Annotated in this window: 12 protein-coding genes; 10 read left to right on the top strand and 2 right to left on the bottom strand. The window is 56.3% G+C overall.

What is annotated here, in order from left to right; translation table 11 throughout:
• Window position 1: 1 nt before the first annotated feature.
• Both LCM31_RS02025 and LCM31_RS02020 read left to right on the top strand, forming a co-directional pair.
• On the top strand, window positions 2–2134 hold the full coding sequence (locus LCM31_RS02025; protein WP_224867116.1) for a family 16 glycosylhydrolase: 2133 nt from the start codon (window positions 2–4) through the stop codon (window positions 2132–2134).
• A gap of 161 nt (window positions 2135–2295) precedes the next feature.
• On the top strand, window positions 2296–3417 hold the full coding sequence (locus LCM31_RS02020; protein WP_224867114.1) for a C45 family autoproteolytic acyltransferase/hydolase: 1122 nt from the start codon (window positions 2296–2298) through the stop codon (window positions 3415–3417).
• 38 nt (window positions 3418–3455) lie between these two features.
• Here the strand turns inward: LCM31_RS02020 and LCM31_RS02015 are convergent, their stop codons facing one another.
• The gene (locus tag LCM31_RS02015; RefSeq protein WP_224867112.1) at window positions 3456–5525 is read right to left on the bottom strand and encodes an alkyl/aryl-sulfatase; all 2070 of its coding nucleotides are present in this window, start codon (window positions 5523–5525) and stop codon (window positions 3456–3458) included.
• Between the two features lie 234 nt (window positions 5526–5759).
• Here LCM31_RS02015 and LCM31_RS02010 point away from each other — a divergent pair, with 234 nt between their 5' ends.
• The 4 genes from LCM31_RS02010 to LCM31_RS01995 all read left to right on the top strand — a co-directional run bounded on the left by LCM31_RS02010 (window position 5760) and on the right by LCM31_RS01995 (window position 9118).
• Window positions 5760–5933, top strand: coding sequence for a hypothetical protein (locus LCM31_RS02010; protein ID WP_224867110.1), 174 nt, complete (start codon window positions 5760–5762; stop codon window positions 5931–5933).
• A 74-nt stretch (window positions 5934–6007) separates the two neighbouring features.
• A complete protein-coding gene (locus LCM31_RS02005; RefSeq protein WP_224867108.1) occupies window positions 6008–6814 on the top strand; it encodes a hypothetical protein in 807 nt (268 codons plus the stop codon).
• Window positions 6815–6913: 99 nt separating this feature from the next.
• Window positions 6914–7957 carry an NADP-dependent oxidoreductase gene (locus tag LCM31_RS02000; protein WP_224867106.1) on the top strand — a complete coding sequence of 348 codons (1044 nt, stop codon included), beginning with the start codon at window positions 6914–6916 and terminating at the stop codon, window positions 7955–7957.
• A 33-nt stretch (window positions 7958–7990) separates the two neighbouring features.
• Entirely contained in the window at window positions 7991–9118 is a 1128-nt protein-coding gene (locus LCM31_RS01995; protein WP_224867104.1) for an AI-2E family transporter, read from the top strand.
• Window positions 9119–9133: 15 nt separating this feature from the next.
• Here LCM31_RS01995 and LCM31_RS01990 read toward each other — a convergent pair whose 3' ends face one another.
• Entirely contained in the window at window positions 9134–10708 is a 1575-nt protein-coding gene (locus tag LCM31_RS01990) for a glycoside hydrolase family 10 protein (protein ID WP_224867101.1), read from the bottom strand.
• A gap of 438 nt (window positions 10709–11146) precedes the next feature.
• On the opposite strand from LCM31_RS01990, the gene LCM31_RS01985 reads away from it, so the two are divergent.
• Genes LCM31_RS01985 through LCM31_RS01970 form a run of 4 tightly spaced genes read left to right on the top strand, consistent with a single transcriptional unit; the run spans window position 11147 to window position 15925 of the window.
• On the top strand, window positions 11147–12364 hold the full coding sequence (locus LCM31_RS01985; RefSeq protein WP_224867099.1) for a cation:proton antiporter: 1218 nt from the start codon (window positions 11147–11149) through the stop codon (window positions 12362–12364).
• 2 nt (window positions 12365–12366) lie between these two features.
• Entirely contained in the window at window positions 12367–14571 is a 2205-nt protein-coding gene (locus LCM31_RS01980; protein WP_224867096.1) for an FUSC family protein, read from the top strand.
• A gap of 16 nt (window positions 14572–14587) precedes the next feature.
• Window positions 14588–14797: a DUF1656 domain-containing protein gene (locus LCM31_RS01975; protein ID WP_224867094.1), complete on the top strand. Its 210-nt coding sequence runs from the start codon at window positions 14588–14590 to the stop codon at window positions 14795–14797.
• 9 nt (window positions 14798–14806) lie between these two features.
• On the top strand, window positions 14807–15925 hold the full coding sequence (locus LCM31_RS01970; RefSeq protein ID WP_224867092.1) for an HlyD family secretion protein: 1119 nt from the start codon (window positions 14807–14809) through the stop codon (window positions 15923–15925).
• The last annotated feature ends 25 nt before the right edge of the window (window positions 15926–15950 follow it).

Below are 15950 nucleotides of genomic sequence, written 5' to 3'. Positions count from 1 at the left end.
AATGAGTAAAACCAAAATAATGCGTCGTACCTTTAAAACCCTCGTGCTCAGTTCTGCAATCGGTGCCATATCCAGTGGCGCTTATGCGCAACAGTGTCAAACCCCGATTTTCGAAGAAAATTTTGACCAGGCCAGCCTCGACACCAATGCCTGGGACATCATGATCGGTGATGGCTGTAGCTATGGGATTTGTGGCTGGGGTAACAGTGAGCTGCAAAGCTACCAGGCCGAAAATATCACCCTGAACAATGGTGTTATGACCATCGAGGCGCGTAAGGAGCGTATTCGCGGTTCGCAGTACACCTCTGCGCGTATCCGCACTGCGAATATGCCGGGCTCTGGTGAATGGGCATTTGGCCGCTTTGAAGCGCGCATGAAATTCCCCGATGGCCAGGGCATGTGGCCGGCCTTCTGGATGTTGCCTACCGACCCGGTAAACGGGTGGCCCATGAGTGGTGAGATCGACATTTTTGAATCCGTCGGCCAGAGCGCAAATTTCGCTTACGGCACCATCCACTACGGGCAACCGTGGCCGGATAATTCCCATCAGGGCAACGGCATTATGATGCAGCCCGGTAAGTGGTCGGACGATTACCACACCTATGCCATTGAATGGGAATCCCACGAAATTCGCTGGTATGTGGATAACCTGCTGTACTCGGTAAAAACCCCGGCGGATGTCTCTCCGGAAGACTGGCCGTTTGATGGCCGGAACAAGTTCCACTTCCTGCTGAACCTCGCCGTCGGCGGTTCCTGGGGCGGTGAGGTAGATGATTCCGTAATGCCGCAGCAGCTGAATGTCGACTATGTACGCGTTTATCCGGGCAGCCAGCCGGCACTGAGTGGCAACCACTTGCCGCAGCCGGGCAGTACCGAAACCTATAGCGTGCTGAATGGATCCGGTAACCCAACCTGGTCGGTAACCGGCGGTACCATTTCTGGTTCCGGTTCAAGCATTCAGGTGACCTGGGATGAGGCGAGTGCGGCTACCACGCAGACACTTACCGTCAACAGCGGTGGTTGTGAGGTTTCCACCGGAATTTACGTTGGCAAAAACCTGAGCACGGAAACCGTGCTGGAAGACTACAACGGCAACAGCCAGATGAGCGTAAGTTCTGCTACTGGTACTTATAGTGCGGATAACGGCGTACTCACCTATACCCGTGACGCGGGCTCCCAGTGGGATGTCCTTGCCCACGCGACTTCTGCCATCCCCGATGCCGGCCCCTTTACCCTGGGCGATAAAGCCTTCCAACTGGATGTGAATAACACCGATCCCGCAATGGTCGGCAAAGAAATTCTTATTCAGCTGGAAAATAGCAACGTTGCTACCCCCAGTAACTATCCTAGCGGCCGTCACAGTGGCTACCGCGCCGATATTGAACACGCCAATGGCTGGCAGACGTTGCGCCTGCAAATGGCCGATCGTATTGATGGCGCTACCACGGATAGTGATGTAAATGCTTTGCTGGTAATGGTAGACCCGGGCAATTTTACCAACGACACCTATGTGTTGGATAACATTGTGATCCTTGGGGAGGGCGGTACTACCCCTCCGGGTAACAATGCTCCAGTTGCAGCGTTCTCTGAGAGCTGCACAGATCTCGCTTGTACGTTTGACGCCTCCGCAAGTAGCGACAGTGACGGCAGTATTGCCGGCTACAGCTGGGACTTCGGTGACGGCAATAGCGATATTGGTGTAACCGCAAGCAACAGCTATGCGGCGGCCGGTAGCTACACCGTAACCCTCACCGTCACCGATGATCAGGGCGCGAGCGATACCGCGAGCAAGGTCGTTAGTGTGAGTGATGGTTCGTCCGGTGGCGAAGCGACCAGTCTGGTGGTGAGTTCCGTGGTAACGGGAACTCAGGATGCCGGTAGGGGCACAAAATCCGGTACCGCGACAGTGACCGTACTCGACGACCTGGGCAACCCAGTGTCTGGGGCGACCGTAACTGGTGACTTCAGCGGCACCTGGAGCGAATCTGCTTCCGCTGTTACCGATGCGAACGGTGTGGCGACACTGGTGACATCGGGCACCGCCAAAGGTGGCGTTACCGTTAACTTCTGTGTCACCGATGTAAGCGGTACTCTGGCATTTGATCCCGCATCAAGTGTTAACGTCTGTCAGTAACAGACACAGAGTTCTACAAAAAAACCCGGCCTTGGCCGGGTTTTTTTGTTTTTGAATTCTGCATCTAGGGAGCGTCGTGAGCCGGTCGAGCCTGAACTAGAGTTATTGAGTATTTCCTTCTGGTTAAAGGTGTCATGGTGAATTTACTGAATCAATCTGGCATGGGAAAACTGTACGAGAAAAACGGCTTCCTGATACCGGTTCTCTCTGGTAGCTCCTACGATATGGGTGTGCAATACGGCGCCCTGATGGTGGATGCCATGCAAAAAACCTGGGAAATACTGTTAAAGCCCCAGCTGGATTCTGGGATGCTCACGCAAGAGGAAATGCAGCGTTGGGCGCGCCGTGCCTACGTTTCCTGTTCGACGCGTAACCGCCAGTGGTACGACGGCGTTGCGGAAGGTTCATCCTGGCCGACCGAGAATGTCTGTATGCTCGATCAGGTGATGGAATATGGCATCTTCCAGTCCAAGTGCCATTCCTTCGCCGGGTGTACCTCGATCCTGTCTTGGGGCAAACATTCCGCCAACGGAAATATGTATATCGGGCGCAATATGGACTGGAGTGAAACCTTCAATGAATTTCCGCAGGTACTAACCGTACGCAAGCCCACCGACGGTTCTTATCGCTTTGCCGCGCTCGGCTGGCCCGGCATGTATTGTCCGTTTACCGTGATTAACGAACACGGGGTGTATCTGGATGTGCACGATGGCACGAGTATGGGCGGCTCTGTTGTTTATGTGGAGCGGCCTTCAATTCTTAACGAGCTGACGGACATGATGAGTGAGGCGCACACACTGTCGAGCCTTGTGACGCGCCTGAACGGCATCCTGACCAGCACCTCCATGATCCTCTCGATCGGCGATGAGCACCGCGGTGCGTCCATGGAGTGTTCTTCCCTTGGTGGCAACCGCCTGCGCTCGCCCGATGATCATTCGCTGGTGGTGGTGAATTCATTTATGGGGGAGCACTGGGGGCTGGGTAAGCGCGAGACGGTGAGTAATTCCCTGCGCCGTTTTGCGAATATGACCGAACGCCTGAAAGAGAATACCGGCGCGGTAGACGCGGACAAGGTGCGCGAACTGATGGACCTGCGCCTGTTCAATGATGATGGCACTTTCGCGGCTGATGGTGGGTCGACCAAGCCGATCAAGCAGGATGCGGATTTAACCACCCACCAAATGGTGACCGATGTCGCACAGCGCACCCTGTGGCTGAAGGTTCCAGTACCCGATTACTTCAGCGACTGGACCTCCATCGACTTGAAGCAACTTTGGAATTGAGCGTCTCAGGTCGGGGCGGTGACTTTGGATGGAATACGTTACTCGCCCGGCAACTCGATTACCGCCTCATACGGGTTTTGCTTGCGTACCGCCTCTGATTCTTTGCTCGGGATCATGGGGAAGTTCGGCGTAAATGTGACTAGCGCCTGGCCGAGCTGATACAGCAGTTGTACGTTGCCATCCGCCTTGGCTGTGCCGTCTTCAATCGCCGCTTTGAGAGTCCTTTTGCCCATCATGATCTGCTCGAGGTCTGAGCGATTGATGCGTAAGGTCACGTCTGGGTCATCGACTTCGAAGCCTTCGATGTTGGTCAGTGTGCCGTCGGATAACTCAATCGCATACTTCTCATCGTTGTCCGGTGTTATGAGGGTCATACGGAAGCCGAGATCTTCTACCTTACCGGGATCAAGCCGTACGCCGAGAAAATCCAGGAACTGCCCGGTAGTCATCGCACGAATAACGTCGGGGCTGCTGGTGCTGGGCGGAGCACCCTCGGGCAAACCGTTGCGCAGTTCATAAGCACCCTGCAAAAAACTGTTGCGCAGGCCGGGGTTTTCCTGCTGGTAACCAATCTGCTCCCATACATCGGCCAGTAGCAGTCGCGCATCGCGATTATTGGGTTCTGCCTGTACCAGCTTGTCGAGAATCTCCTGTGCAAGGAAGTAGTCGCCCGCATCGTGCAGCTTTTGCCCCTCGCGCAGAATTTTGTCGGAGCCGCCCATCATCTTCACATAGAGCGGGGCAGCGTCTGCAGGCGACAATGGAATCAATGTGGCGGGGTTGCCATCCCAGTATCCCAGGTAGCGATTAATCACTGCGCGGCTATTGTGCTCCGGTGAACCGTGATAGCCGCGGTTGTACCACTGCTTGGCGATACCCTCGGGGGTTTCGAACACATTGTGAATCTGGTTGATGGTAACGCCCTGGTTGGCGTGAAACAGAGAGTAATTGTTCATGTTGGCGTAGAGGTCGCGTTGCCCACGCAGCACTTCCTGTACGCGCTCATTGCCCCAGCGTGGCCAGTGGTGGGAGGCGATCATCACATCGGCATTGCGTCCGTAGCGGTACAGCGCGCGGTTGATATGCTGCGACCATAAATGCGGGTCGCGCACCAATGCGCCGCGCAGGGTGTACACATTGTGGAAAACACCGGTCACGTCTTCCCCGGTCCAGTAGACCTTGTTCTTGGGGAACCAGATATGCGCCTGCGAGGGCGCTTCGCCGCCCGGCGTATTCATGAATTCCATTTCCACGCCATCCACCGTCAGCGTTTCAAAATCCTCTTCGATGATTGTGGTGGGTTGGATCAGGCCGGTCGCGCCATTGGCGACGTTCATATTCAGGCCCTGGCCGGCGTGGCCATACGGGCTGGCGGGTAGTTGCGTGCCGTACTGATACTGCACCCGTCGGTTCATGGCATTGCCGGCAAACACGTTTTCCGACACCGCATGTTTCATAAAGCCGCGCGGTGCAATGATTTTCACCTTACCCGCTTCCACGTCTTTCTCATCGACGATACCGCGCACGCCACCCCAGTGGTCAACGTGGGAGTGGGAATACACCACCGCCACGATTGGGCGCTCGCCCAGCTCCGCATCCACCAGTGCCTTTGCTGCGGCCGCCGTCTCCGGTGCCGTCAACGGGTCCAATACGATCCAGCCGGTCTTACCGCGTACAAAGGTGATATTGGCAAGGTCGAAACCGCGCACCTGGTAGAAACCGGGAATGACCTCGAACAGGCCCACTTTCATATTCAGCCGGGACACCCGCTGCAGCGACGGATGAATACTCGGGAAATCCTTGTCACTGCGGAAGAAGTCGTAACGGTCGAGGTCCCACACCACATTGCCTTCCGGGCCGGTTACCTTCCAGTTGTCCGGCTTGGCGATAAACCCTTTATTGGCTTCGTCAAAGTCGCGCTTGTCGTCGAATGGCAGGTTGGCGCTGTCTTCGGCAATCACCTTGAGCGTATGCTCTGACGGCGGCTTGCCCAGCGGGTCGAAGTGTTTCGGTGCGTCGTCTGCGGCGTGTAGCGGGTAAGTCGCCGAGAGGCCGGAAACAAAGCACAGGGCGAGAAGCGGGCATCGGATATTGTGTGAAATGGGCACAGGCGGCTCTTCCGGTAGCTTGCGGTACGTGGGGGGCTTAATTGTGACTCGAGTATAGACACCGTCGCCCATATTCCGGCGCCAAGGAGGTTTCCACAGGGGTTTTTGACAAACCGCATGGCAGCACAGTCCCCGCGATGGCTTGATAGCGGTAATCGAGCCCGCCATCTGTTCAGAGCCGACGGTCCCGGTGATATACCTAACCTGACAAATTATGTGTAAGTGAGTTTTGCTATGAGTGAGTCTGAGATCAAGTGGGATATGGCCGCGGAACTGTCGATGGACTTTGTCCCGGTGTTTGTACGCGGCACCGTAAAGAAGAAAGTGGAAGCCGCCGCGCGTGAGCGGGGTGTTACAGAGATCACCGTCGATTTCATTGAGGAAATCCGCAAAGAAAAAGGCCGCTAAGTCACGGTTTTAGCCGCCCACCGCCTCAGCTTCCTTTATCCTAGGAGTGTCAATGTTGGCCTGAACTGGAAGCAATGCACACGGATAAGGATTCTGAAGCGCTGTTTATCGGCTGGGATGTAGGCGGCTGGAACTGCGATAACAACGCTAACAGCCGCGATGCGCTGGTTGTTCTGGACCGTGGGCGCAATGTCCTCGGTCGTCCCTGGCGCGGCAACCTGCGGGCCGTTATCAACGAGGCCGACTCCACCCAAGTGTGGTGCCGCACGTTGCTCGATTGCTGTGGCGTCGAGCCTGCTGGTGACTTGCCGCCGGTAATACTGGCAATTGATACCCCTCTCGGCTTCTCGCAAGCCTTCCAGCAGCTGGTCACTGGTGGCCTCGCAGCCGGCGTAATTAATGAGTCGGCCACAAACCCCTACCTGTTTCGCCACACCGAGCAATTCCTGTTTCGCCATGGCCTGCGGCCACTGTCTCCCGTCAAAGATATGATCGGCAGCCAGGCCACCAAAGGCATGCATGTACTCGCCCGTTTCGCCCCTGAAATCACCACTGCCGGCGTCTGGCAGGGTGGCTCTGCACTCAGTGCGTTTGAAGCCTATCCATCCGCATGCAAACCATCGCCATTGGTGCGCAACCTACTAAAAGACTTCCGGACCAAGCCTGCCAAGTCCGCAGTGGATGAGTGGGATATGGCCGGCTATATATTTGGCATCGACCACGAAGACAAACGCGATGCCCTGTTATGTGCACTCGTCGCCTGGTTGTTCCATTGCGAGCCGGATGCACTGTGCTTCCCGGATGCGGATACCCCCGCCGGTGAGGGCTGGATATTTGCGCCGCGGGATGGACTTACTTTTCCCGAAGGTGACAATGTCTAAGTCTCTGCTAGGTTCATTATGTGAGAAATTCGCGCGAGCAAGTGCCAAATAGAAAGGTCCTGTGCTCCAGCCTTCCCAGTGCAGAATAAAGGTGCCTAGATGAATCAAAGCCGCGACATAAATCGTCAAATCACCCTGGCGTCTCGTCCGCACGGTGCACCGACCCCAGCCAATTTCAATTTATTAGAAGCGGCGGTACCGACCCCAGGCGAAGGACAAATACTGTTGCGCACCATTTACTTATCGCTCGATCCTTATATGCGCGGGCGCATGAGCGATGCGAAGTCCTATGCGGAACCTGTTGCGATTGGTGAGGTGATGGTGGGTGGCAGTATCTGCCGAGTGGAGGAATCGAAACATCCAGGTTTTGCTAAGGGCGACCTGGTGGTGGCCTTTGGCGGCTGGCAAGACTATAGCCTCTCGGATGGTGAAGGCGTCATCAAACTGGATAGCGCTATGCCCAATCCATCCTATGGTTTGGGTGTATTGGGTATGCCCGGGTTAACCGCGTATATGGGCCTGATGGATATCGGCCAGCCCAAAGCCGGTGAAACCCTCGTTGTTGCTGCAGCGACGGGTGCGGTGGGCAGCCTGGTGGGCCAGATTGGCAAGATCCAGGGTTGCCACGTGGTGGGCATTGCCGGTAGCCAGGAGAAGTGCGACTACGCAGTGAAGGAACTCGGCTTTGATACCTGCCTGAATCACCATGCCGGTGATCTGGGCGAGCAGCTTGCCAAAGCCTGTCCGGCCGGCATTGATGTGTACTATGAAAACGTCGGCGGCAAGGTGTTTGATGCGGTGCTGCCGTTACTAAATCCCAAGGCTCGCATTCCGCTGTGTGGATTGATTGCCCAATACAATGCCACGGATTTACCCCCGGGTCCGGATCGCATGCCGATGCTGATGGGCAATCTATTGGTGAAGCGTGCCAAGATGCAGGGCTTTATCGTATTTGATGACTACGGGCACCGCTACGAAGAATTCCAGCAGGCCATGGTGCCCTGGTTGATGTCGGGGAAAATCAAATACAGGGAAGACAAAGTGACGGGCCTTGAAAATGCAGTAACGGCTTTCATTGGCTTACTGCAAGGTGAAAACTTCGGCAAGCTGGTGGTAGAGGTTGGCCCTGATCAGTTGGCTTAAAACGCACCTCAGGTGCCAGAGGAACGCTTAACGATGCCCGACGTCGCTACAAGCCCTGCTCGTGTAACACTGTTGGCCACAGGCCTCGCTACGTTAGCGATTTCTGCGCTTTTCGTCGGCATGATTCGGGACTTTCTTGTCGCGCTCTTACTCGCTGCAATCTTTAGCGCGATGGCAGCGCCCCTTCAGGCAAAAGTAAGTACTGCCGTCGGGGGGCGTCACGGGGTTGCCGCTGTCATCACCCTTATCATCTTACTGATAGGCGTATTGGTGCCGACGCTCGCAATCGTATTTATTGCCGCAACCCAAGCCAGTGATCTGGTCGCGGGACTCGGTGGTTTTATTCAGCGACTGGACACGGACTGGACGACAATCCAGCTCCCCGACTGGGTTCCGTTTAGGGAAAAACTCGAAGCACTCGGCCCACAGATCGCGGCGAAGGCGGGCGAGCTTGCGGGTAGGCTGGCTTCACTCTTCTTGTCTATTGTTTCCGCGGCCACCAGGGGAACCGCGCATTTCTTCCTGAGCCTTTTCGTCATGGCGTATGCAATGGTGTTCTTCCTGCAGGAGAAGACGACCGTGCTGGCGCAGCTTGCCCACTACACCGGGTTGACGATCGACGCTCAAAATCGCCTGGTCGATAGAGTGGTCTCCGTGAGCCGTGCGACCATAAAGGGGACTTTGGTGATCGGGGTAGTACAGGGTGCCTTGGGTGGCATTGCATTTTCGATCGTAGGCATCCAGTCGGCAGCATTTTGGGGCGTAGTGATGGCCTTCGCCTCGATTATTCCGGCCGTCGGGCCCTCCATCATATGGGTTCCTGCGGTCATTTATTTAGCATTTTCCGGAGAAACCGTTAGTGCAATCGGATTAGCCGCTTGGTGCGCAATTGTGGTTGGTTTGGCAGATAACTTGCTTCGTCCGTGGTTAGTTGGTCGCGAAGCCCAACTGAACGATCTAATGGTACTGATCGGCACCTTTGGCGGTCTTGCTATGTTCGGCGCAGCCGGGTTGATCATTGGACCGGTCATCACCGGCGTTTTTATTACCGTATGGGACATCTTTCAGAAAGCGCTCGCAACCGCCCTCGCAGCTCCTGTGCAGTCCTCAGTAGAGTCCAGTGCCGTCGCCGCGCCATCGGCTGGAAAGCAGCCGGACTAGCTTTTAAATCATGAATTAACGACCAGCTATCTGCTGGTCAATTCGCTCACTCTCCAAGCCATTTCGATCCACCGCGACAACCGCAATGGCTGTGACCTCATCCTGTTGCCTGAATTGATGGCTGAGGATGTCTTTGTTAAAAATCCGATAGCGCCACTTGTTGCGCGCTTGGTAGTACAGCAACCAGCGGGACGCCGCTTCATCACCGCGAGGTTGCCAGCTGACACTCAGCCCGTCGGTGTTTGACTGATAGCGCACCTCCGGTGGCAAAGGGGCTGTACTGTCCAGCCATGGCGAAGCGGGTACCAGTGCTTGGTGATAAAACACGGTATCTTTCAGCAACTGCGCAAACCTGGGATTTTCACTCACCGTTTTCACGTTCCAGAAAACTTGGCCGGTTTGTTCTTGCAGGAGTGCGCGGGTAAACAGAATCTGGTTAATGATTTCGTCTGAGCCCCGATTCGTTTCCACCTGATTGCTGCTCAAACCGGGCCACAAGTGGCGCTGCTGATGGTTCTCACCCTGCCACCAGGCCAGCAGCATGGGGAAACTCTGTTGTACCCGGTTGATATTCCAGTACAGCTGTGGCGTGAAGTAATCCAACCAGCCTTCGTTCAGCCAAAGACGGGCATCGGCATAGAGCTGCTCATGCTGATCAAAGCCGGCGATGGTCTCCGGGTATTTGGGTCGCCAGATACCGAAGGGGCTGACACCCACTTTTACGTGGGATTTGATACGTTTTACTTCGCGGTAGATGTCTTTGACAAAGCGATTCACCGCCGCCCGGCGCCAATCGGATACGCCAAGCCGCCCGCCTTGCTGTTGATAGGCCGCATAGCTATCTTGGTCCGGAAAGGGGGCACCTTCGTTGTAGGAAGGGTAGGGGTAGAAATAATCATCGTAGTGAATGCCATCGATATCGTAGCGCCGCACAATGTCGGTGATGACGGATAAGGAATGCGCAATGGTTTCTTCCCGGGTGGGTTCCATCCAGTACATGCCGTTGGCTAACTTTGCGGTCAGCTCCGGCTTTGTGTTGACGATGGAGTGCTCAGATACCGGGCCGCCCTGGGTGTGGTGGGCGCGGTATGGGTTCACCCAAGCGTGCAGCTCAAGGCCGCGCAGGTGAGCCTGCTCTATCCAGAAGGCGAGGGGGTCATAGAGCGGCTCTGGCGCTTTGCCCTGTTCGCCGGAGAGGTAGTAAGACCAGGGCTCCAGCTCACTGACATACAGGGCGTCGGCCTGCGGGCGAACCTGAAAAATCACCGCATTCATATTTGCCGCGGCCACCTTATCCAGTAAGACGATGGCCTCCTGTTGCTGCTGCGCTACCGGCAGGCCTGGCGCACTGGGCCAGTCAATATTCGCCACCGTGGCAACCCAGGCCGCGCGAAACTCTCTCGCCACCGTTTCCCGTTCAGCCCTGCCATAGTCCGGCAGTTCCTCTTGCTCAGCCGCGGTCTGGTAGGGTATCTCCTGGCCAAACCAAGTTGGATATTGCCACAGTGCCAGCGCCATCATGGCAATGACAGCGGGGTAGACCCAGCGGGTCAGGAGTGTTGCCAGTGGGATATTTCTCAGTCGCGTCATGATTCACTTATTTGAGTTGTACTGTTGTAAATAGCCGGGAAGGTTGGTGCGGCAGGCACTTAGTATCCTAGACATGCTTTGACGTCTCAATAATGTCAGAAGTTCTATGCAAATGATGAGTGGATTTGTGGGCGGGAACCTTGCAGCCAGGCGTGCCTTATATGCAGGGTATTGAGCCTGTGGGGTTCGCGCAAAAAAACTCAAAAGTAAATACCGTCAACGGGGCTTCACCGAGTGGCTGTCGTTGGGGGAGGCGAGCGTCGGTCCGGTCGCGGGACGGAGGCGAAATCGGTCGGGCGGATATGTCACCGCTGTTGGACGAATACCGCTAAACGACACCCGTTCACCGAGTGCGCTAAGCTCGATATTGTCGAGAGCCGTCGTTGATTCACATTCCTTGTTTCCTCGGCAGCGGATGAAGAGGACACGGGAAGTCCCATGCACTATGTAGATCTTTCTATTCTGGCGCTGTTTGTTTTTCTGTACGGCATCGTCAGTGGGCGCGCAGATCGCACACCGATTAATGGCGCGCTGGTTTATACGCTGTTTGGACTGGCGTTTGGCGCATGGGGGTTGGGATTACTGCACTTCGAGGTAGATTCGGGCAACCTGCGTACAATCGCGGAATTGACCTTGGCGCTGGTTCTATTTTCCGATGCGGCCAAGTCCGACCTCAAGGTGTTGCGGCACACCATTGCGGTCCCCCAACGGCTGCTGCTAATCGGTTTGCCGCTGACCATCGCGCTGGGCATTCTGTCCGGTGTCTTCCTTTTTCCCCATCTGTCATTTTTTGAAGCGGCGGTACTCGCCACCATTTTGGCGCCTACTGATGCTGCGCTCGGCAAGGCTGTCGTCTCGAACCCGGCAGTGCCGTCGTATATTCGTCAGGGGCTCAACGCGGAAAGTGGCCTTAACGACGGCATCTGTGTGCCGATCCTTTTAGTGTTCCTCGCTTTGGCGACCGGAGAGGCGGCTGCGGAAGCTCCCGGAGCGTTGGCGCTCAAGTTGGTGCTTGAAGAGCTGGGTATCGGGCTGCTGGTGGGAATCGGTTTGACCGCAGCATTAACCAGCTTGTTACGCGCGGCGATCCGCCGGGGCTGGATCCTCGATACCTGGCAGCAGTTGCCGGTGATCACTATGGCTCTCGGGTGTTTTGGCACCGCCCAATGGGTTGGGGGTAGTGGTTTTATCGCGGCATTTAGTGGTGGGCTGCTGTTTGGATGGCTCGCACGGGCAGAGAAGCATGACCTGCTGATGGCTGCCGAGGGTACCGGGGACGTCTTGGCGCTGCTGACTTGGGTAGCATTTGGTGCGGGGGTAGTCGGCAAGGCACTGGCACAGTTGAGCTGGGAAGTGGTGCTGTACGCACTGTTGAGTTTGACCGTGATACGTATGCTTCCGGTCTATTTGTGCCTCACCGGTACCGGATCCAGTGTTCGGGAGAAACTGTTTATGGGCTGGTTCGGACCAAGGGGCCTCGCGAGTATTGTGTTTGGTGTCATGGTGCTGGATCAGAGCCTGCCGGGGAACGACACACTGACCCTGACGGTATGCGTCACCATTTTGCTCAGCGTCATCGCACACGGTATCACCGCGAACTCCTTCGCTACGCGATTGGGACGTGATGACGCGCGATCGGACAAGGCTCCGCGTTAACGATGGTTACGACAACAATCTCCAATGCGTTGCGGTCTGCAGCCACTCGTGAGGCTGTAAAAACGGCGTTGGCATTGGTGCTGACCTACTGGATCGCGCTACAGGCCAATTGGGAAAAGCCCATGTGGGCGGGCCTGGCGGTTGCGGTAGTCAGCCTGAGCTCCCTTGGCCTTTCTCTGAATAAGGGGGCGATGCGCATACTGGGCACGCTGGTCGCCGCGATTGCGGCTCTGGTGCTGGTAGGGCTCTTCCCTCAGGATCGCTGGCTGTTCATGACCGCACTCTCTCTGTGGGTAGGGTGCTGTGCGTATTTGATGCTGGGTTCCACACGTGGGTATTTCTGGCAGGTCTGTGGTTTTTCCAGTGTGATAATTTGTGTCGGTGCAGCGACGTCACACGATAGCGCATTTGATACTGCTGTATTGCGTGCGCAGCAAACCGGTCTGGGTGTGTTGATTTACAGTTTGGTGGCGATGCTGCTTTGGCCCTGCCGTAGCGCTGACGACTTTCGCGATGCTGTTGCAGCGCTGCACCAGAAGCAACGTGCGCTTTACCAGAAAATCGTTGTTGAGCGACACGGACCAGCGAATATGGCCAAAACGAGGGCCCAGCTAGGGGACTTGGCCGCAGCGCATCGCAGTTTGGACAGCCTCCTCAACGCGGCCATCGCCGACAGTTACGACATTTGGGAGGTGCGTGCAGAGTGGCAGCAATATGTCGCTCACTGCAAAACGCTGACCGAGTGCCTGGAACAGCTGGCCCTGCTTGCCCCGGGGCGCACCCTGCAGCAGATACAAGCGCTGATTCCGTCACAACCGGACTTTGATCAGAGCATGCAGAGGCGATTCGATGTGCTCGCGACGCCACCGGACTCCGGTCACGTCGCTTCTGTGGAAAAAACGTTCGCTTTGGGTGTGGAAAAATCTGGCAGGGATTCGCTGTCACTTTATGATGCCGGGAATCTCGCGATGATTCGCCGCCAATTTATTCAATTGGACACGCTGAGTCGGGCGCTGTTGTCGTTGCGCGCAGATATTAATGGCCATCGGTCGGTCGCCCTGTCCGCAGGAGATGTGACCGCTTTGGAGGGAAACGATAAGCCGCGAAGCGTCGCCAGCCATTGGACCCTGGACCGCGATCGCCTGATAGCAACCCTGCGGGTGATCGGCTCACTGTGGGCTGCCTATCTGATATACATTTATGTCGAAGGTGTACCAGCAGGGCCCACCCTGGTTACTCTGACCGGGGTTTTTGCGCTGGTGATGGCGACAGCGCCGCACGTTCCCCCCCGACGGCTGCTGGTGCCCGTGCTGCTGGCGATCCTACTGGCGGCACCGATCTATCTGCTCGTCATGCCGAAGCTGCATGCATTCTGGCAGTTGGGCTTACTGCTGTTTGGTTTCAGCTTTGTGCTTTGCAGGCTCTTTGCCAGCCCGGAGGCAAGGGGGGTGAGAGTACTGATTTTGTGCGTGTTTATCGCCGTCACCAGTATTCAGAATGCCCAGACGTATAGCTTCATGTCTGTGGTGAGTATCGCCATGGTATTTGTCCTGGTGCTCCTGTTGTTGTCTCTGGCTGCCTACATTCCCACCTCACCACGACCGGAACAGGTGTTTCGTCGTCATCTCAGACACTTCTTTCTCTCTGCCGGGCACTTCGCTCGTGTGGGCGGCCGTCCCAAGGATAGATTAAGTGAGGATTGGCGGGAAAATTCGCTCTCCCAATCACTGACTACACTTCCAGTGAAAATTTCTGAGTCGGCATCCCGCGTGCCTGCACGGCTGCTGCCCGATGAGTCGCGTGATGCATTGCATTCACTCGTGGAGCGAGTGGGTGCGCTGGCGTTTTTCATGCTGTCACTGGCGTCGCAGAGTCCGGCAAGTTGCGCAGAGTCGGATATTTTGCAGCGCTGGCGAGAATCGGTGGCACACGCCTTGTCGGCGATGGCTGCGTCACTCAATGGTTCGAGGGGAAAACTGGTGGATTATCAGGCGCTGTCGATGCGCCTACAGCAGTTACTGGATGACATGGAATCCACTGTGCGCAGCGATGTGGCGCAGCGCGGTGTGCCCAGCGCCGACGAAATCGAGCAGTGGTTGTGCCGCGCGGGCTTGCTGCGCGGTATCGGGCAGACGCTGGTGGAGATGTGTCGGGTGACCGATGAAATTAACTGGAGTCTGTGGGATGAGCAATACTTCTTCGAATAGTGAGTGGTGAATAAGTATGCCCGTACCCCATGAGATATCACTGGCCGGGGTTTACCTGTCGCCGATGCTCATAGCCTCTTTCTTTGGTGTGGTACTGGCGCTTATTGTCGCGCGATTGTTGGACCGCTACCGACTCTCTCGCCACTTTGTCCACCCGGCGTTGGTACTCACCAGTATGAGTGTGATTTTTACCTTGCTTGTAGGAACCCTGTTGATCGGAATCTGAATCTTACCTGTGCCAAGAAAAATACTGTTTACATCCCTGGTGGTACTGATCGCGGCCCTCGCTGTGCTGCTCAAATACCGGTATTCCCTGCAGAATCCCTGGACTAGGGATGGTCAGGTGCGTGCAGCAGTGATTCAAGTTACGCCGAATGTTTCGGGGCAGGTTGTGGAGATGGGGATTAAGGATAATCAGTTTATCGAACAGGGTGCGCTGCTTTTCCAAATTGATCCGCGCCCATTTTCCGCCCAGCTTGAAAGAGCCCGTGCGGAGTACGATCGCACCGATGACAGTTATCTCGCTCAGGAGCAAAACGTCGCATCGGTGGCCGCTCAGCTTGAAGTCGCACGCGCCGCAGTACGGCGGGCGGAGATCACGATTAACGAGGTCGATGCTGAGATTCAGAAAAATGAAGCGGAATTACAGCGCCAGCAGCGCTTGTTGCCGCAGCGCGCCACATCCCAAAAGCAGGTAGAGCGTGCACTGGCACAGCACACAATTTCCCTGGAGCGTCGCAAGGGGGCCGAAGCGGCACTGATACAGGCGCACGCCAATTTTACCAGTGCATCGGCACAGCTCGATGAGGCACGCGCAAAACTGGGTGAACTTGGTGCTGCCAACCCAAATATCCGAGCGGCACGCGCAACGGTGCGCGAAGCGCAACTGAACGTGGAGTTTGCACGCGTCACCGCGCCGGTCTCCGGTTATGTCACCAACCTGAACCTGCGCGTTGGCAGCCACGCGGTGGCAAACCAACCGGTGCTCGCACTGGTCGATACCGAAAGCTACTGGATCGAGGGCTTTTTTCGTGAAACCGCGTTGGCGAGAATCCAGCCGGGCGACCGTGCACGGGTTACCCTGATGAGTTACCCCGATCGGCCCCTAGAAGGACGGGTGGAGAGTATTGGCTGGGGCATCGCCCAGCAGGATGGCACCACCGGGCGCGACCTGCTTCCGGAAGTGCGCCCCACCTTCGAGTGGATCCGACTGGCCCAGCGAGTCCCTGTCAAAGTTTCGCTGCACGATGTACCGGATGGAGTAATGCTGCGAGTGGGTACCAGCTGTTCCGTGCAGGTTTTCGGCGGAACCGAAAAAACGGATGATGCAGCCCGTGTTACAGAGCCACATTAATTACGGTGCTGCGAATAGAGGCGTG

Source organism: Microbulbifer agarilyticus, from assembly GCF_020171345.1.
Taxonomy (GTDB): domain Bacteria; phylum Pseudomonadota; class Gammaproteobacteria; order Pseudomonadales; family Cellvibrionaceae; genus Microbulbifer; species Microbulbifer agarilyticus_D.
The sequence above is the reverse complement of the archived record's forward strand: the minus strand, read 5'-3'. Positions and strand labels throughout refer to the sequence as shown.